Origin of the sequence: Romboutsia lituseburensis DSM 797 (assembly GCF_900103615.1) — a bacterium.
Lineage (GTDB): Bacteria > Bacillota > Clostridia > Peptostreptococcales > Peptostreptococcaceae > Romboutsia_F > Romboutsia_F lituseburensis.
In genome coordinates this window covers 240,785-258,608 of the sequence record NZ_FNGW01000004.1, presented here as the reverse complement: position 1 = coordinate 258,608, position 17,824 = coordinate 240,785, and the positions used below count along the sequence as shown (strand labels likewise).

At 28.4% G+C, this 17,824-nt stretch carries 16 protein-coding genes and 2 riboswitches; all 16 genes read right to left on the bottom strand.

The window, feature by feature from the left end; translation table 11 throughout:
* Positions 1 to 20: 20 nt before the first annotated feature.
* A riboswitch (purine riboswitch) is annotated at positions 21 to 122 on the bottom strand.
* Between the two features lie 82 nt (positions 123 to 204).
* The 16 genes from BLP75_RS09525 to BLP75_RS09450 all read right to left on the bottom strand — a co-directional run bounded on the left by BLP75_RS09525 (position 205) and on the right by BLP75_RS09450 (position 17,823).
* On the bottom strand, positions 205 to 681 hold the full coding sequence (locus BLP75_RS09525; protein WP_092725598.1) for a hypothetical protein: 477 nt from the start codon (positions 679 to 681) through the stop codon (positions 205 to 207).
* Between the two features lie 111 nt (positions 682 to 792).
* The gene (locus tag BLP75_RS09520; protein ID WP_092725596.1) at positions 793 to 1,884 is read right to left on the bottom strand and encodes a CHASE3 domain-containing protein; all 1,092 of its coding nucleotides are present in this window, start codon (positions 1,882 to 1,884) and stop codon (positions 793 to 795) included.
* A gap of 246 nt (positions 1,885 to 2,130) precedes the next feature.
* Entirely contained in the window at positions 2,131 to 3,273 is a 1,143-nt protein-coding gene (grdD, locus tag BLP75_RS09515) for a glycine/sarcosine/betaine reductase complex component C subunit alpha (protein ID WP_092725594.1), read from the bottom strand.
* Between the two features lie 12 nt (positions 3,274 to 3,285).
* Positions 3,286 to 4,818, bottom strand: coding sequence for a glycine/sarcosine/betaine reductase complex component C subunit beta (grdC, locus tag BLP75_RS09510; protein ID WP_092725592.1), 1,533 nt, complete (start codon positions 4,816 to 4,818; stop codon positions 3,286 to 3,288).
* A 208-nt stretch (positions 4,819 to 5,026) separates the two neighbouring features.
* On the bottom strand, positions 5,027 to 6,376 hold the full coding sequence (grdB, locus tag BLP75_RS09505; protein WP_092725591.1) for a glycine reductase complex selenoprotein B: 1,350 nt from the start codon (positions 6,374 to 6,376) through the stop codon (positions 5,027 to 5,029).
* 22 nt (positions 6,377 to 6,398) lie between these two features.
* The gene (gene grdA, locus BLP75_RS09500; RefSeq protein WP_092725589.1) at positions 6,399 to 6,878 is read right to left on the bottom strand and encodes a glycine/sarcosine/betaine reductase complex selenoprotein A; all 480 of its coding nucleotides are present in this window, start codon (positions 6,876 to 6,878) and stop codon (positions 6,399 to 6,401) included.
* A gap of 63 nt (positions 6,879 to 6,941) precedes the next feature.
* The gene (locus BLP75_RS09495; protein WP_092725587.1) at positions 6,942 to 8,228 is read right to left on the bottom strand and encodes a glycine/sarcosine/betaine reductase component B subunit; all 1,287 of its coding nucleotides are present in this window, start codon (positions 8,226 to 8,228) and stop codon (positions 6,942 to 6,944) included.
* A gap of 137 nt (positions 8,229 to 8,365) precedes the next feature.
* Positions 8,366 to 8,683, bottom strand: a complete 318-nt coding sequence (trxA, locus tag BLP75_RS09490) for a thioredoxin TrxA (protein ID WP_092725585.1) — start codon at positions 8,681 to 8,683, stop codon at positions 8,366 to 8,368.
* A gap of 127 nt (positions 8,684 to 8,810) precedes the next feature.
* Complete coding sequence (gene trxB, locus BLP75_RS09485) at positions 8,811 to 9,776, bottom strand: thioredoxin-disulfide reductase (protein WP_092725583.1); 966 nt, start codon at positions 9,774 to 9,776, stop codon at positions 8,811 to 8,813.
* A gap of 194 nt (positions 9,777 to 9,970) precedes the next feature.
* The gene (locus tag BLP75_RS09480) at positions 9,971 to 10,342 is read right to left on the bottom strand and encodes a GrdX family protein (RefSeq protein WP_092725582.1); all 372 of its coding nucleotides are present in this window, start codon (positions 10,340 to 10,342) and stop codon (positions 9,971 to 9,973) included.
* A gap of 99 nt (positions 10,343 to 10,441) precedes the next feature.
* A riboswitch (glycine riboswitch) is annotated at positions 10,442 to 10,548 on the bottom strand.
* 405 nt (positions 10,549 to 10,953) lie between these two features.
* Complete coding sequence (locus BLP75_RS09475) at positions 10,954 to 12,102, bottom strand: ABC transporter permease subunit (RefSeq protein ID WP_092725580.1); 1,149 nt, start codon at positions 12,100 to 12,102, stop codon at positions 10,954 to 10,956.
* A 14-nt stretch (positions 12,103 to 12,116) separates the two neighbouring features.
* Positions 12,117 to 12,998 carry an ABC transporter ATP-binding protein gene (locus tag BLP75_RS09470; protein ID WP_092725578.1) on the bottom strand — a complete coding sequence of 294 codons (882 nt, stop codon included), beginning with the start codon at positions 12,996 to 12,998 and terminating at the stop codon, positions 12,117 to 12,119.
* A gap of 13 nt (positions 12,999 to 13,011) precedes the next feature.
* Positions 13,012 to 13,875 (bottom strand): hypothetical protein, encoded by an 864-nt coding sequence (locus tag BLP75_RS09465; RefSeq protein WP_092725576.1) that lies wholly within the window; start codon positions 13,873 to 13,875, stop codon positions 13,012 to 13,014.
* Positions 13,835 to 14,422, bottom strand: coding sequence for an RNA polymerase sigma factor (locus tag BLP75_RS09460; RefSeq protein WP_092725573.1), 588 nt, complete (start codon positions 14,420 to 14,422; stop codon positions 13,835 to 13,837). Before BLP75_RS09460 ends, BLP75_RS09465 begins: the two co-directional genes overlap by 41 nt.
* A gap of 163 nt (positions 14,423 to 14,585) precedes the next feature.
* Positions 14,586 to 17,147, bottom strand: coding sequence for an ABC transporter permease (locus tag BLP75_RS09455; RefSeq protein ID WP_092725572.1), 2,562 nt, complete (start codon positions 17,145 to 17,147; stop codon positions 14,586 to 14,588).
* A complete protein-coding gene (locus tag BLP75_RS09450) occupies positions 17,134 to 17,823 on the bottom strand; it encodes an ABC transporter ATP-binding protein (RefSeq protein WP_092725570.1) in 690 nt (229 codons plus the stop codon). Before BLP75_RS09450 ends, BLP75_RS09455 begins: the two co-directional genes overlap by 14 nt.
* Position 17,824 lies beyond the last annotated feature (1 nt).

Genomic DNA, 17,824 nt, shown 5'->3' with positions numbered 1-17,824 from the left:
AAGATAGTATTTATCTATTGATACTATTTTTAAACTCCTGTAGTCAAGCCATTTACGGTAGCCTGGTAGAAACATTTGAACCTTATTTTCAAAAATATACAGGTAAATATATTAATTATTTCTTCTAATTATATATTATACTTTTATTTTATTCAATAAATACTTTATATATATTGATATTTTAATGTAATTTATATAAAAATATTAATTTGTTGTTACTTTATATTCTATATCTATAGGTATTAAAATAGTAATCTCTTTTTTCTGACTCCATGATTGGTAGTCTTGTACTAAAATTCCTTTGACTTCCTTATAGACAGGTCTTATATATAAATATGTATTCTTTTTTTTCTTTATTTTTACATCTTCTTTTTTATCGATTAAAACAACATCTTGCCATTTAGATCCTAATACTTGACTTATTGCATCTAATTCGTCTTTATTTAATTCTACACTAGTTTTAGGCTTATACGATTTTTTAATGTTCATAGTCATCTTGCTTTCCTTTTGTAAACTTAAATCATCGCCTATTTTCTCAAATTCTCCAGTTACAATATTTCTTGAATTTTCTTCAAATTTTAAATCATAATAAGGAAGTGCATTAGCTTTTAATATAAAACATCCTGACATACATACTACAGCTATAGCAAGTGTAATAGCCTTTGTTAGAATTTTTTTCATAGTATTACTCCTTTATACTTTTAATATATAATTATGATGTGTAGTATATTTTTAAATATTCAATATGTATAATATAACAAGCCACCTTATTTTATAAGATGGCTTATTTTTTTAAATTTTATAATTTATCACTTCTTGCATAGCTTCTTTTATAACATCATTGTATATAGGTATTGATTCAAAAACTATTTTTAACTCTACAAACTTTTCTTGAATTTCTCTTAGCAAATCTAGTTTTATCTCATCTTTACAATCTTTGCATTCTCTTAGATTTATCTTTAATTGATTTAAATAAATATAAATTTCATTCATTATTTCATTACTCTTATCTATTTTTTCTTCCATTTTAATAGTTTGGCTATACATTAAATCACAATAACTAATAACTTTTTCATATTTTATTATATTATTTATACATTCTTTAACATCATCATATTTCTTTTCGATTTCTTTTATCTCTTCATATAATTCATCTTTTGTTGAATTTTTTAAATAAATACTTTCTTGTTTTTCTTCAGTCTTATTTAAATCAACTTTTTTTTCACCTTCTATATTAGTTATACAGTCAATAATTTCTCCTACCTGTTTACCTACCTTTGCTGGATTTTTTTTAATGTAATAAAATATACCTGATGCTATAGCGGTTATTATAGTGCTTGCAAATTGTACATTCCCTTTTTGATTTTTTAATATAGATTCAATTACATTATTCTTTTCTCTTACAGTTTTATTAGTTTGTTCCACAGATTTATCAAGTTCCTTAAATACACTTAACTGCGCTTCATTTGATTTTAGTATTTCATTTTCAACATTTGCATCTATCTTATTTATTATATTAGAGCTCATAGTCTCCATATTTATATGAGAATATTCTTCTAATGCTTTAATTAAGTCACTTTTATCATCATTACTTATACTGCCAGATGCTTCTAAATCATTTATTGTTTTATATACTCTTTTTAAAGTTTCATCATACTCAATCTTATACTCGTTTTTTCCAGTTAAAAGATATAATTTATTAACTTGAGCCATAACATTAATGTCTGTCCTAAATTTATCAATAAGGACTATACTTTCAGTATGTGAATTACTTTCATCCACATATTTTGAAACTTTTAAACTATTATTGTATACATATATATTTAAAGACACTAAAAAAATAATTATAGTTGACCATATTGTAACATGTAATTTTTTATTCATTTTAATCACCTAATAAAAGTCTTTATTTATATATATGATATTTAGCTAATTCTATTGATTGATTCTTTTAATTTTCTTATTTATTGTCTCTAAAAAATCAGATTAATTTAATCAGTTCTATGAGAGCTACTCCTTTATAGTGCCATCATTTCGTCTATTGCGTAAAAAATGACTAGATAAATTCATATCTAGTCATTTTGAGCAACGGACAAAGTCGTTGGCGACAGGAGCGAAGCGACTTTTTTATTACTTAGCTGTATATCCAGCTTTTAATAAAATATTAACAGCAATTTCACCTTTAGATTCATTTACTAATACTATAGGTCCTGTACATCCCATACCACTTTCAGCATATACATTATTTTTCCATAGATCTTTAACTGCCTCCTCTAAATCCATTATATCTATTCCTGATATTTGAGTCGTAACTACTTCTTTTTCAGGACATTTAACTTCTTCACTAGTCTTTGCTTCTTTTTTTGTTGTACTTGATATAATTTCATCAAATTTAGCTTTTTTAGCAACCTTAAACTCATTTTTAGCTATTTCACTTACATTTCCTTTAGCTACATCATAAGCATATTTTAAAGCATTTGCTACAACTGGTGTTCCAGATGCTCTTGATAATATAAGTATTTTTCTATTATAATCTTCTCCTACACCAGGTCCATATCCATACCCACTAGATTCATAATCTCCACCTGTTGTAAATGAAGAAAATACCTTCATAAATATATTTCCGCTTAATGTATCCGTAACCATAACATCTGGTGCTCCTGCTAATAAGTCATTACCTCTCATCACACTTCCACCATCTGCTCTTATTGACTCCGCAAATTCTAAATCATATCCATTTTCTTTTAATTCTTTTAAACATTTCTCAACTTGTCTCGCTCCATCTACATTAAGAATTCCAACCTTAGGTTTTTTTATACCTATACTTTTTGCTGTTGCTACTCCATATATAGCATTTCTAACCATTGACTCTATCCTATTTGTAGCGCTTGTTCCTGTAGTCGTAGCTAGTATCATTTCTTTTCCTTTTCCAGGTGTTACTACTCTACCTACTGTAGATACTCCTATTGGAAAATTATAATGCATAGTAACACAAGCATCTATATATCCACTATCTAATAACTCTTCCATTTTATTATGCATATCTTTTTCACAATTAACTTCTATTATTTCAAGCTCAGTATCAACTTTAGGTCCTATCAAAACTATATCAAACAAATTAGATTTTGCTAAATTAGCTCCATTTACTAAATTATCTACTCCATGTTCACTTCCTAAAGTAGTTAATCCTATTTTTATTTTTTTACCAAATTCTCCACTTTCTATTGCATTAGCTACCTCTAGGAGAGTTTGCCCTATTATTTTCTTAGACATAGTACTTCCCCCCTATTCTTCTATCATATCTAATGCTAGTTTTCTAAGAGCCTCTGCTATAATCTTTTTAACCTCTTCCTTAGATACTCCACTAGATTCTTCTTCTACTCCATTATTTCTTTCAACTATAAATGATACCCCATCAAATAAATTAGTCATTCTTCCTAAGAATAAGCTACCTTTACCTACTATCATAGCTCTATTTTTATCTCCTGTAGTTAAATCATCTATACAGAAACCTACATATGGAACACCTGATGGTATATGACCTTGAGTCGGTGCCCATCCTGGAAGTCCTTTATTAGCTACAAATTCTTTTAATTCTTTCTTTTCTAAATCTCCACGCTTAACAGCAAGAGCACCTATCATTTTGTAGTTAGCTTCAGGAACATCTCCTGCACCAGCTGGTTTTGTTATATCAGGATTTTGCATTTCAACAGAGAATACATCTACGTCTGTTATTTTTAGATTAGCTCTATCTAATCCACTTGTTATAAGTGCAGTCATAACAGCCTGAGGAGATGAACCAGTTCCAACATTATGTTTTCCAACTAGATCAGTTCTAATTATTGGATTTATACCATCATTTTCAGATACTAATACTGCAAATCCTCCTACCACATCTTCTAAAACTGGAAGACCTTTTTTAATATGGTCTTTAGCATTCATTCCTAGTTTTGCACTAGCTCCACCCGCTACAACTACTACATTTTTATAAATACCTGATTTAACAAGAGCTGCTGCTTGAATTAGCGCATGTGTAGGAGCTGCACAGAATCCTCTTGTGTCTGACCCTGTAGCATTATTATAACCGGCAATTTCAGCTATAGATTTGGCAAAGTTTCCTCCACCTCTTTGATTTATATCTCCGCACGCCTCTTCTGAACACTCTATAACATAGTCAATATCTAATGGATTTATTTTACTACTTCTTAATAGATGTATTGCTGATAAAACTCCCGATGCTTTAACTACTAAATTTTCAAACATTGTATGGGCATTTAAATTAACATCTACATCATGAGCTCTTTTAACATATCCGACCATCTTACCTTCATGATACAGACCTTCTGCTATATGGTTGTTTACTAATTCTAAGCCTTCTTCTATATTATCACCCTTTAATTTAGCTATAAATTGAGCTAACTCAGGGTAGTTATTTTCTAATTTAGGTTTTACTTCATTTATAAATTCTTGGCATAATTTTACTAAATCAAATGCATCGCATATTTGCATTAAAGCTATAAATTCATCTTGAGGCATTATTTCCCCTAATTTTCCAAATCTATTTCCTTCTACTTTTTCATTGCACCAAGGCATTGACATATTTTTTAATTCTTCAGGTCTATTATTGCCTATGTATACTTGATTTGGCATATAGTTTACTACATCTTCGTAGTTTCTTATATTATTATTTATCTCTTTTAGAAATTCAGAATCTGGATTTGTAGCTCTTTCAACATTACATGTACTACCATTTTGTACTATCATATCTGGAGTATGAATAAGTACGTAACTTGCACCTTTTAAAACTGGATAAGACATAAGCGCACCCCCAATAAATTTTACATACGTATTCAGCACCGAAATTAAGAGGTGCTGGTGATTATCATATATTTTCACAAATAGATGGACAATTAAGTCCATCTATTTGCTATATATATTTATTTAAATATTTAATTTTAAGCAACGGACGAAATCGTTGGCCACAGAAAGTGTAGCGCCCACGCAGTGGCTTAAGCTAAGCGACTTTTTATGCCATTGCTCTAGGTTTTAATGAAGATGTATCTGGGTTTTCAAATACAGTTTGATCATCTACTTCTGTAGTTAAAGCAACTAACGCTTTTTCTACTAATCCTCTTCTTAATGCTTTTTCTTCTCTTTCATCAAGAGCAGGGTTTCCAAGTGGATGTGGTATTGCTATTGTAGGAACTATTCTATTTGCTCCAACTGTTAAAGATATAGGAACTACTGTACACATATGAACTACAGGAACTTCCATAACTCTTTCTATTTCTTTTACCATCGTTGCACCGCAACGAGTACAAGTGCCTCATGTAGAAGTTAAGATAACAGCTTCTACACCTGCATCTTTTAATTTATTACCTATTTCATTTGCATATTTCTTTGCATTTGCAACAGCTGTACCATTACCAACAGTTGCATAATATAATTCATGTAATTCTCCTATTAAACCTTCTTTTACCATATCTCTAAGTACATCAACTGGTAAAACTCTATCTGCATCTAAATTAGCATATACTGGATCATATCCACCATGTGCTGTTTCATGTGAATCTTCAGTTAAATTATCAAACCCCGATAATGAATATTCACCATACTTAGATGCTGAAGAAGATTCTATTCTATCAGGATTTCCTTTTGGTACTATACCACCTGAAGTTACAAGTGCAATTTTAGCATTTGATAAATCTTTTAATGCTTTAGCTGGATTTACTCTATCAAATACTGGCATTGGGTACTCAGTAACAAATTCTTCTCCTTTTATTTTCTTTATAAGCATATCAACAGCTCTTTTTGATCCTCTATCTTTATGGAAGAAGTTAACTCTTAATCCTTGCTCAATATATCCTTCTTCTTTAGGAGAACCTAATTTTTCACCATTAGCTAGTTTCTGTGCAAACTTAGCCATTTTAGGAAGTGCTTTTCTCATCCCTGCAGCAGAGTCAGATGTTTCCATTATATAAACATCCTTTTTAAACATATCTGCACCTGGATTTTCTATATACATCCCTGTAAAGCATGGTATATCTAAGTTTTCTTTAACTACTTTAGTTATAGCTCCAGCTGCTACTCCATATCTACCAGCATTAAATGCAGGACCTGCTATGAAAAACTCTGGATCAAATCCTTTTATCATATCTAATACTTCTTTACTTGCAGTTTCTAAGTTTTCATTGAAGTATGTATCTCCACATACAACTGTCCCAACTACCTCCATATCTTCACCTAGCAACTTATTAAGTTGTAAACTTATTGGCGGTAATTTCTCTGCTATATGTGGTTTAGTGTCAGCTTTTTCTTCTCCACCAATTCCAGCAAAGAATTGATTTATATAATGAACTACTCTTAGTTTTCCCATACATTTCACCCCTTTTGTTTAATTAAGCATTAAACTTACAGAATTGATCTCTCATGCTAGTCATTTCTTCTACTATTTCATCTACTTCAAGTACCATTTCCATCATACTTATTTGTTCATCATAAACAGCATCGTCAAACTCTGCTTTCATTTCTTCTTCTACAACATGATAAACTCTAAGACCTAATTCAACTCCAGCAAGTGGACCTGCAAATGTTGGATCTCCTGCTGTTACTGTCTCTGCTGCAAGACCTGCAGCTTCGGCTTCAGATGCACCTAATAAAACCACTAAGTTTTCAGCGCCATGCTTTTCGCAAGCTTCTTTAACTCTTTTTTGGTTTTCTAAGTCCATAGCCCCAGCAGCCGTTCAGACAAAACATTCTGTTGAAGAAAATATTACTTCTGCTCCTTCTACGGTTTTTACACATTCTTCTATGGCAGGTCCTGGTATACCATCACGGTCACCTATTATAAGGACCTTTTTATTAGCAAGTATGCTCATAATTATCCCCCTTTAAATTTTTGTATTTTAAATATTTTAATATATTTTTAATTCATATAGATACTAATAAGTAACTGTAGATAATTTTCCAAATCCTGTTTCATTTGTAGCACCAGTTATAACTTGTATTTCTGCTTCTATACTTCCATCTTCTCTTAAACTTCCAGCAAATCCACCTGCTATAACATCTACAACTTCTATATGACCTATTATTTTATCCATCTTAGGTAAAACTACTACTTCATTTGCATTTCCACCTGTAACAACTGCATTAGCTCTAACATCAGCATCTGCAAGAGATTGAGAACCTCCATCACGTCCTGCATATTCATCAGTTACTATAACTGTTTTTATATCTTCCATTTCTATTTTTTTACAGTTCATTATAAGATCTGTATCTGGATTTCCGAAACCTTCTTGTGATATTATAACTGCATCTAATCCTAAGTATTTACATAATTTTGCAGTCCAGTTAGAAGATCTTTCTTTATCTGCAAGGTATACGTTTTCATTAGTTGCAATTACACCCACAAAGTTTATCTCTTTTCCATGTTGCTCGTATAAATCTTCTACTACAGAGTTATTTATATGAACATATGAAGGGTTTTTGTCACATGCAGAAACACAGTTTCCACTAACTATTGCTCCATCCATAAGCTCAGTTGGGTAAAGTAATGTTGGAACTATTTGCTTTGCATCAACTCCATACACATATGTATCATGAAGTAATCCTTGAGTTTGAAGCATATATACATATCCTACTTTAGGAAGTTCTGGATACTCTGCTATTGATTCTAATAATGGTTTAGTTTCATAAACTTTAACTTCATTAGGTTCTACATTTCTACCTGCTTCTCCTAAATACGTAGCCGCTTTAAATCCTATCATTCTAACAGCTTTTTCATGATCATGTTGTTTTAATCCATCCACTGGTTCTGCTATAACTACTATGTTGTGTAGTTTTGAGAAAGGGCAATAATCAGCACCAGGACCCATCATATCTATTATACCTTCTTGGAAACCAACTATCTTACCTGTAGTCACAACTGCACAACCAGAAAGAGCATGAGTTTTTCCGCTACCTACAGTTTCAACTTTAGATATTATACCAGGGAATATACCACCATTACCTTCAACTTTAACCCTTGGCTCTATAACATCTTTTACAGGTGTTATTCTTACACTTTCCCCTGGATGAACTAAATCTATATCTATAGATTTTATGTGCTCATCTCCACCAATTTCTTTAAGCATCTCTTCTTTATTAACGTATAAAACGCCATCTTTAACTTCTGTTACTTCACCAAATTGAACGTCATTTATAAAGATTTTCCCTAACTCAAGACGCATACGTGCACCCCCTAATTTCTATTTATTAATTTTTTAACAAATCATTCTTTACAACTAGCTTCTTTAAATGCAAGCTAGTTGTAAATCATCTATAGAAATTTGAGATATACTCAAATTTATAGCAAATTAATCATTAACTATATATATTTTTTTATCATTTCTTCTATATTAGTTTTTGTTGCATCATCTTTAGTAACTTCATCTATTTTAGCCCCATCTTTATATATAGCTATAGTTGGAAGTCCTAATACCTTTTCTTTTATAGCTAATCTTCTTGCTTTAGTTGTATCTAGCTTGCAGAATTTAAAATTATCAGCATATTGAGTTGCTAATTCTTCTACTTCTGGAAGTAATGCTTTACAAGGTTCGCATCCTTCACTCCAGAAATCTACAACTACTACACCTTCATGTTTTAAAACTTCTTCTTCAAAAGTATTCTTGTCTAAAGCTATCATACTTAAATCCCCCTTAATTCTATAAATATTTAGTATATCCACTAAATTATTGAATTTATAATTATAGTGTTTATACATATCTATTATCTTAATTTAATTTTAATAACTATATTAAATTTAGATTTCTTTAAATAGTTGAATCAACTAAATTCCAATCTTTACTTTCTAAATATTTTTCTGCATTTATAGTAGCTACAGCTCCATCACTAGTTGCTGTTACTACTTGTCTTAGAGTTTTAACTCTGCAATCTCCAGCTGCAAAAACACCTTCTATATTTGTTTTCATGTCTTCATCAGTTATTATGTATCCAATTCTATCTGTATCTATTTTATCTTTAAATATTTCTGTTTGAGGTATTAATCCTATGAATACAAATACACCCATTGTTCCATCTTCTTCATCTGCTTCATATTCAGTAATCTCCCCAGTTAATCTGTTTTCAAATACAACTTTCTCTACTATTCCATCCCCTATTATTTCTTTTATAGTTGTATTGAACATGAAGTTCATCTTAGGATTTTCTTTAGCTTTTTCTTCTATAGATCTTGCGCAAGTTAATTTATCTTCCATTTGAACAATAGTTACTTTTCTTGCAAATTTAGTTAAGAACATTCCTTCTTCAACTGCACTATTTCCTCCACCCACTGCAAATACTTCTAAGTCAGTGAAGAAATCTCCATCACAAGTAGCACAATAAGATACACCTTTTCCTGTTAACTCTTTTTCCCCTGGCGCTCCAAGCTTTCTAGGAGTACATCCTGTCGCTATAACTACTGCTTTTCCTCTATATTCTCCCTTTTCTCCCTTTAATACTTTTATGTCAGAATCTAAATCAGCATCTACTATATTGTCTTTTACCATTTCAGCTCCAAAGCCTTTGCATTGTTCAACCATTCTTGCTATTAGCTTAGGTCCACTTGCATCTTGTATAGATCCTGGATAGTTTGCTACATCATGCGTTGTAACTATTTGACCTCCTGTTTTCCCTTTTTCTATTATAAGAGTCTTAAGCTTAGCTCTAGCTCCATAAAGACCTGAAGAAAGTCCTGCTGGTCCTGAACCTATTACAATTAAATCATATATATTTTCCATTCATTTTCCCCCTTTTATATTTAAATTAATATACACTACAATATATTATTGATATTTATATAATATAATTTTTTCATTATATAAAAATTTTGTTATATAAATATGTATAAACTTAATGCTGTATTAATTCAAATAAAATGTAAATATATTCAATTGTAATTAAATCTAACATTTATTTAAATTTAATTATAATTTTATAAGTATTGAATTCTTTGCAAGGTATTTTGTAAAATATCTAAATCAATGACTCTAAAATCTTCTATAACTTTGTTTGGCCAATTTGGAGTTTTTTTATTATTTTGGAATTTACTTGATGTAACTATTGCTTCTTCTATTAAATTTAATGAATTTGTATCTAGATTAGTTCCCTTTTTCATTATTATACTTCGATATGGTGTTTCATTTGGCTTTACGCTTCCGTAAAGAGGATGAGATAAAATTTCATACCCCTTATGAACTAGATCTCTGCACTCTTTTAATACTTCTATGTATGTTATATCTTTATGCACTATTTCTTTATCTGTAATTTGTGATTTAACAATTGGGTTATTAGTAACAATTATCATGACATTCTCTCACTTTCACAATTGTATATTTTTTGCATAAAAAAACAGAGAAAACAAATTCCCAATTTGTGCTCCCTGTTAATATTTTTTTCAGAGGTCCGTCTAGATATGGTGTTTGTACCTGAGAATTTCATTTAATTAAGTTGGGTACTTAATTAAACTTGTCCCTTCGGTCACTTATAAAAGTAGTCTCCCATATCCTTCACTCGGATATTTAATTTTTATTTATATTTTCTATCTTTTATAAGATAAGTATATAAACTTTCTATAATACTTTCAACAACTTTTTAAAAAAACTTTCTTCTTTTTTTCGAGCCAATTTTTCATTTTTTAAGCAAAATTATAAATTTATTTTAGTATTTGTTTATTTTTTAACATTAATTTAGTTTTATTACCTTTTATATTATGATTTAGATTTTTTTATAAATAAAAAAGTCGCTTCGCTTAAGCTACTGCGTGGGCGCTACACTTTCTGTTGCCCACGGCTTCGTCTGTTGCTCAAAATGTCATTTTTTACTTTCACAAATGTATTGACATACCTATGTAATCTAGTTACGTAAAAAAAAGTAACTTCGTATGAAGCTACTTTTTATTTTATTAACATATTTAAATTATATTGCCTGTTTTTTTCCAAAATGTATAATCGTATAAGCGACTATTGGTATAAGTATTACAGATATAGTTACAAGTAAATTAGCATATAGCACTGGAGTTCCAAAAATATTATAGGTGTCTGTATTGCGGAATAATGCTTCTACACTTATAAGCTCCTCTAAATTTAATTGTCTAAATATTATTGCAAGTTGTTTCGTTGGCATAAATGAAGATATAAAAACTGGAGCAGAGTATATTCCTAAAGATATTAGCATTGATAGTATATTGTTTTTTACTAATAAAGATATAAGCATTACTAGTAGTGTAAATAAAATAATTCCTATAAAACTAAACATTAATCCTCTAATATAATATTGTATTACTGTAATATTATATGGGGTTGCTTCAAGATATTTTAAGCTATTTAAAGCTTGATTCCAACCTTTAAATTTATCAAGTGCAATATAGCTTAAAAATACGCAATTCACAAAAGCAAATATTATTGTGCTAAAAACTAATGATGATAATATCTTAGAAATTATAAGTTTATTTTTTCCAAACTTCGAGCTTAATACTAATGACGCAGTATTATTTTGATAATCACTACTAAATATAGTTGCAATTCCTACTATAACTAATATTGATAAAAATGGAGCCATTCTTTGGAAATCAGCACCATAATTCCATTCCATCTTATAATGATATGTTTGAGCTTCTTTTTTATCTATTAGGTTATATATGTATTCCATATTTTTATATGTAAATGTATCAGTTTTACCTTCTTGCTTCAATTTATCTAGATCTTTTTTAAGTTCACTTTTTTTATATTCTTTATCTCCAATTACATAATCTGGATCAATATCTAAAGTGTAATCAAAATTTAATATACTGCTAAGTACAAATTCTTCAGGTGAAAGATTATCTTTTTTTCTAAGTTTTTTTTCATAATCTTCTCTTATCTTTATTCGTTCCTTTGTTAAAACTTCTCCTTCATAAGGAGCCACAATTTGTTGAACCTGTTCTTTATTTTTTATATTATTAAATTTCAATACCCTTGCATCTCTATAAATTGAAGAACCCATAGACCATAATACTGCTAAAAGTAATACCCACACTACTTTTTTTGAAAAAATTTTTCCTATTTCAAATTTAATTAATTCTATCATGTTTATTCATCCCCTTAAAAAATTTTATTTTCATCAAAGTAATATAAAAATACATCTTCTAAATTCGGATGTTCTTCTTTATATTCAAATCCTAAATCTTCAAATTTTTCATCCCCTACTACCCTGACTATAATATTTTCTTTTTCTCTTGATATATTAGATATTTTAAATTTATTTTGTATTTCAGGTAGCTTATGTTCTTTAATCTTTATACTATGTACTTTGCCTTTTATTTTATCTACCATCTGATTTGGAGTTAGTTTTTCTACTAGGACTCCTGCTTTCATAACTAGTACTTCATTTGCAATAAATTCAACATCTGAAATTATATGAGTTGATAAGATTACTATTTTATTTTTTGATATATTAGCTATTAAATTTTTAAATCTTATTCTTTCATTAGGGTCTAGTCCTGCCGTTGGTTCATCTAATATAAGTATTTTCGGATCATTTAAAAGAGCCTGTGCTATACCGAGCCTTTGCTTCATACCTCCTGAAAACTTACCAATTTTCTTTTTTCTATGTTCGTCTAAATTAACAAACTTTAGTATGTCATCAATCTTTATTTTAGCTTCTTCTTTTTCTATTCCTTTTAATGCACTTATATATAGTAAAAATTTCTCTGCACTAAAATTTTTATAAAAACCTATATCTTGAGGTAAATACCCTATTAAGTCTCTATAATCTGAACCTAACTCATTTTTATTTTTACCATTAACTAATATTTGTCCCGAACTTGGATTTGAAACATCTGCTAATATTCTCATAAGAGTAGTCTTCCCTGCTCCATTAAGTCCTAAAAGACCATATATTCCATTGTTTAATGTTACAGTAAAATCATTTACAGCCAACTTATCTTTAAATTTTTTACTTACCCCATTTATACTTAATTCCATTTATATCCCCCTCCTAAAAATCACAATTTTTATAATCTGTATAATTTACAGACATTTTATAAAATAGCTTTGATGCATAAATAGTTAAAATTATTGAAACAATTAACGTAAATATTATTGTTAAATTATCTATAGTTAATATATTTTCAATAGTTTTTTCATCTATCGTCGCAGCTTGAATCATCCATATCGCTACACATACGCCAATGCTATTACTATTTCTATATAAAGAAACTATAACTAATGAAATAGCTGATGTTACAAACATAGGTATTAATGATAACTTAATCATTTTTAATAAACTTATTTCACAATTGGTATTGTATAAAGTTACAGTCATTATCAAACTTATTAATATAGAAAAAATCAATATAATTACTATCTTGCATAAAAGTGTCTCTTTCAATGAATACTTATAACTCAATTCTAACTCCCATACATTTTCTTCTTTCCCTTTAATTAACTCAAAAATTCCAAGTAAAATTGGTATTGGAGACATTATTATGGCACTAGAATATATATTAAAATTAAATTTCTTTGTTGCTATTACACCTAAAAGTATTAGTACTAGTGATAATATCCAATAACTTTTGCTCACTAAACTTATATTAAATTGGACTAAGTTAATTATTGATTTTATGTTCCCTATTAAACTTTGCTTTAATTTTATTGCAATGCCTTCTTCAGCTTGTTTTGGTATATATTCTCTGAGTACATCAATAGTATTTTCGATTTTCTCATCATCTACTTTTTTAACCATGTAGCTATCTAAAAATAATTCTATTTCTTTTAAATCTTCATCTATCAAATTATCAAATTCAATATCATTTAAATCATCATAGTTTAGAGTGTAGTCTTCTCCCTGAAATTTCTTCATTTGAATCACCTCCAAGCATTTTTTTTAAATTTTTAACACCATTAAATAATCTTGATTTTATGGTATTTTCATTTTCTCCTGTTACACTACTTATTTCTCTAACTTTTAAGTCTTCATAATATTTTAAAAGTATTGCTTCTCTTTGAAGATTAGGTAATTTATGAATAGCTTCTTTTATTTTATTAGCATCTTCTTTTTTAGATATAATATCTATAACATTTTTATCATCTTTTATTTCATGATTATCTATATCTTGCATTTCTTTTCTATGTTTATATATAGGACTTTTGAAATAGTCTTTATTTGTATTTACAGCAATTTTTAAGACCCAATTTTTAAAATTACCTTTGTCATTACTAAATTTATTTATGTTTTTTATAACTTTTATAAATACCTCTTGGGTCAAATCATATGCTAGATTATAATCTGATGTATTTCTATAAATGAAACTATGTACAAGATCATAATATCTTTTCACTAGTATTTCCATTGCACTTTCATTTCCCTTTAGTATTTCATTGATTAGACTTTCATCACTTTGTGCCAAATTTATTCCCCCTTTCACTTATATAACGAACTCTATTAAAAAAAGGTTTTATATTTTTCAACATTTTTTATTATAATACAATAAATTAATATTACAAATTTTGTAAAATAAAAAACATCCTATTTCTAAGGATGTTTTTTATAGTCATATTTATTTTAAATTTTTATTCAGTTACTCTAATTCTGTCAATAATGCTATCTTTATTAACACTACTATATACAGCTAAAGGAACGATTAAACATACTGAAAATAGTGCTATTGTACAAGTTATTAATGCCCCTACTGGATATGTATATGTAGAGAATCTAAGTTGCATAATATTATATCCTAATAATGTAGATAAGCTACCAATTGTAATATTTACAAAGGTTATAATAACACCATAGTATAATCCTTCTAATAATAGCATCTTTTTAAGTTGCTTTTTAGTCATTCCTATAGCTTCCATCATTGCAAATTCTGTTTTCCTAGATATTATACTAGTTATCATAGTATTTACAAAGTTTAATACACCTATTAATCCTATTATAAATACTGCACTCATTCCTATAATGTTTAAACTAGACTGAAACTTTCTTGCCTCATTTATATACATTTGTTTTGAATTTACTTGAGTGTAAGGATTATTATACTTTCCATTTAGATTTTTTACTTCTTTTGCAACTTTGTTTTTATCAGTTGTATCTACAATCAATTTTTGGATATATGGTTTTTCAACTACTTTTTTAAAATCATTTTCATTTACATACATAGATAAATTAAAGTTTTCAGCTCCATCAATTATTGCCATTACTTCAAATTGATTTTCAGTATAACCATCTTTTTCAAAGAATTTATTTAAATACTTAAAATCAATTTTATCTCCGACTTTGATTTTACTATATTTGTGTCCAACAAGTATTATATATCCACCTTTGTTAAATTTATCTATATCTAAATTACCTTGTATTACATTAGCTTTACCCCAAAACTCCAATTCACTATTATCTATCATATTTTTCATTGTACTACCAGAAGATACTCCTGTTAAATCTAAACTTATAGAGTTTTGCTCTTTCGCTACTTCTCTTGGATCTTTACCATCAAAAAAATCTTTTTTATGTTTTTCTTCTATTTTTTGTGTTAATATTTCTTCTTTTAAATCCCCTTCATATATTACACGCCCTGAATCTTTATATATTTTTTCTACACTTTTAACTTCTTTTATATTTTGAATATCTTTTATTAATTGATTGTCTATAGGTAAGACTTTCTTTTCTTCGTATTTTGCATATTGAGCTAATCCATGCTCTATTTCTACATCTCCTATCAATATACCATCAGCTGCTCTTTCTGGATTAGAGCTAGTTATTATAGTTGAAACAGCTAAAAATATTATACAACTTAAAGACATTGATATTAAAACCAAATATGCTTTTCGTTTATTTATAAATATATTTGTAAATGCCATTTTATAGAGTTTAGATCCTGATTTACCCTTTTTAAGTTTTCGTTTAACATTTGTACTTCTATCATTATATCTAACCGCATCGACTGGAGATACATTGCTAGCTATTTTTGCAGGTTTATTGCATGATATTCTTACAGTTATATAAGAAAATACTGTTGCAAACACAAATATTACTGGACTAAATGTTTTAAAAGAAGTTATCTTCAATCCGTCCATCATTGAGCCAACCATAGGTATAAATATTTTTCCTAAAGTATATCCTAAAGCCAAGCCTATTGGTATAGCTATTAAACATATTTTGTTTGCTTGCTTTATTATTAGCTTCTTAATCTGTTTAGGAGATGTTCCTATAGTCTTTAATAGTCCATAATGATTTATATCTTTAACTACTGATATATAAAAAATATTGTATATTAATAAATACCCACTTAAAAGTATTAATGCTGCCATTAGCAATATTGGGAGTACGTTATTTATCATTTCACTAATGTTGTTTGCTTGCGAATCTAAAAATACTGGATTTATAGTTGCTTTACCTGAATAAGGTTGAATATCACTTAGGACTTGTGAAAGTTGACCTTCTAAATCTTTGCTTTTTATAAAATTAAAAGTTACACACATAGCATCTACTTCTTTATTTTGCTTATATTCATCATAAAATGCTTCACTTACATATATATCATGAAGAGGCAATGATGTTGTAGTTTTATATTTATAGTATCCACTTAATCTAAACTTATAGCTTTCTGATTTACCCGTTAACTTTTTATCTTTTAACTCTGGTATTGTAATATTTACTTCTGTTCCAACTTTATATGGTAACTTTAACATATCAAGAACCTTTGTAGGCATTACTATTTCGTCTTTAGACTTTGGCAAAGAACCTTCTATCATTTCTACTGTTCCAGTATTTTCTATGCTTTGCTTATCATACACAGTAACATTAACTGTCTGAGTTGAAAATTCTGGATTTATTGCACTATATATATTCTTTACTATACCTATGCTTTTTGAGTCTACTAACTCATTATTTTTTATTTTTTTAATTTGTTCATCATTTACATCTTGTATTTGTACATGTGTACTCATTCCATATTGCATCATTTTATAATTATTAAATGCATCTAACATACTATATCCTACTGTAAATAATGAAGTGAATAAAACTGTTGTTAGTACTATTGCAATTATAGATACTAAGTTTCTAATCTTGTTTACTTTAAAATTTCTAGTACTTAATTTTTTTATAATTTCTTGATTATTATTTCGTAGCATGGCTTTCACCTCTATCTACCACTTTTCCATCTTCAATTCTTATAATTCTATCTGCCATCTGAGCTAATTGTTCATTATGAGTTATCATAATTATTGTTTGATTAAACTTACTACTCGTAACTTTTAATAAACCTAAAACATCTTGTTCTGTCTTGCTGTCTAGATTACCCGTTGGCTCATCAGCTAAAATTATAGATGGTTTTGTAGCTAAAGCTCTTGCTATTGCAACTCTTTGCTGTTGCCCTCCTGATAAATTATTTGGTAGGGCATCTACTTTTTTATTTAACCCTAATATATCTATTATTTCATTTACATATTGCGTATCTATTTTACATCCATCAAGTTCTATTGGTAATACTATATTTTCATATACATTTAATATTGGTACTAAATTATAATTTTGAAATATAAACCCAACATTACGTCTTCTAAAAATAGTAAGTTCTTCATCATTCATATTAAATATATCATTATTTTCTACTATTACTTTACCTTCACTTGCTCTATCAAGTCCCCCTAACATATGAAGCAATGTACTTTTTCCACTCCCTGATGTACCTACTATAGCAACAAATTCTCCTTTATCTACCCTTATATTTATTCCATCTAATGCTTTTACTAAATTTTCATCTTTTCCATAATATTTTTTTAAATTTTTAGTTTCTAATATTTTCATT

Bases quoted from the DNA above. Each gene is read 5' to 3' on its own strand.
- BLP75_RS09525 (WP_092725598.1), bottom strand. From the start codon at position 681: ATGAAAAAAATTCTAACAAAGGCTATTACACTTGCTATAGCTGTAGTA.
- BLP75_RS09520 (WP_092725596.1), bottom strand. From the start codon at position 1,884: ATGAATAAAAAATTACATGTTACAATATGGTCAACTATAATTATTTTT.
- grdD (WP_092725594.1), bottom strand. From the start codon at position 3,273: ATGTCTAAGAAAATAATAGGGCAAACTCTCCTAGAGGTAGCTAATGCA.
- grdC (WP_092725592.1), bottom strand. From the start codon at position 4,818: ATGTCTTATCCAGTTTTAAAAGGTGCAAGTTACGTACTTATTCATACT.
- BLP75_RS09495 (WP_092725587.1), bottom strand. From the start codon at position 8,228: ATGCGTCTTGAGTTAGGGAAAATCTTTATAAATGACGTTCAATTTGGT.
- trxA (WP_092725585.1), bottom strand. From the start codon at position 8,683: ATGATAGCTTTAGACAAGAATACTTTTGAAGAAGAAGTTTTAAAACAT.
- trxB (WP_092725583.1), bottom strand. From the start codon at position 9,776: ATGGAAAATATATATGATTTAATTGTAATAGGTTCAGGACCAGCAGGA.
- BLP75_RS09480 (WP_092725582.1), bottom strand. From the start codon at position 10,342: ATGATAATTGTTACTAATAACCCAATTGTTAAATCACAAATTACAGAT.
- BLP75_RS09475 (WP_092725580.1), bottom strand. From the start codon at position 12,102: ATGATAGAATTAATTAAATTTGAAATAGGAAAAATTTTTTCAAAAAAA.
- BLP75_RS09470 (WP_092725578.1), bottom strand. From the start codon at position 12,998: ATGGAATTAAGTATAAATGGGGTAAGTAAAAAATTTAAAGATAAGTTG.
- BLP75_RS09465 (WP_092725576.1), bottom strand. From the start codon at position 13,875: ATGAAGAAATTTCAGGGAGAAGACTACACTCTAAACTATGATGATTTA.
- BLP75_RS09455 (WP_092725572.1), bottom strand. From the start codon at position 17,147: ATGCTACGAAATAATAATCAAGAAATTATAAAAAAATTAAGTACTAGA.
- BLP75_RS09450 (WP_092725570.1), bottom strand. From the start codon at position 17,823: ATGAAAATATTAGAAACTAAAAATTTAAAAAAATATTATGGAAAAGAT.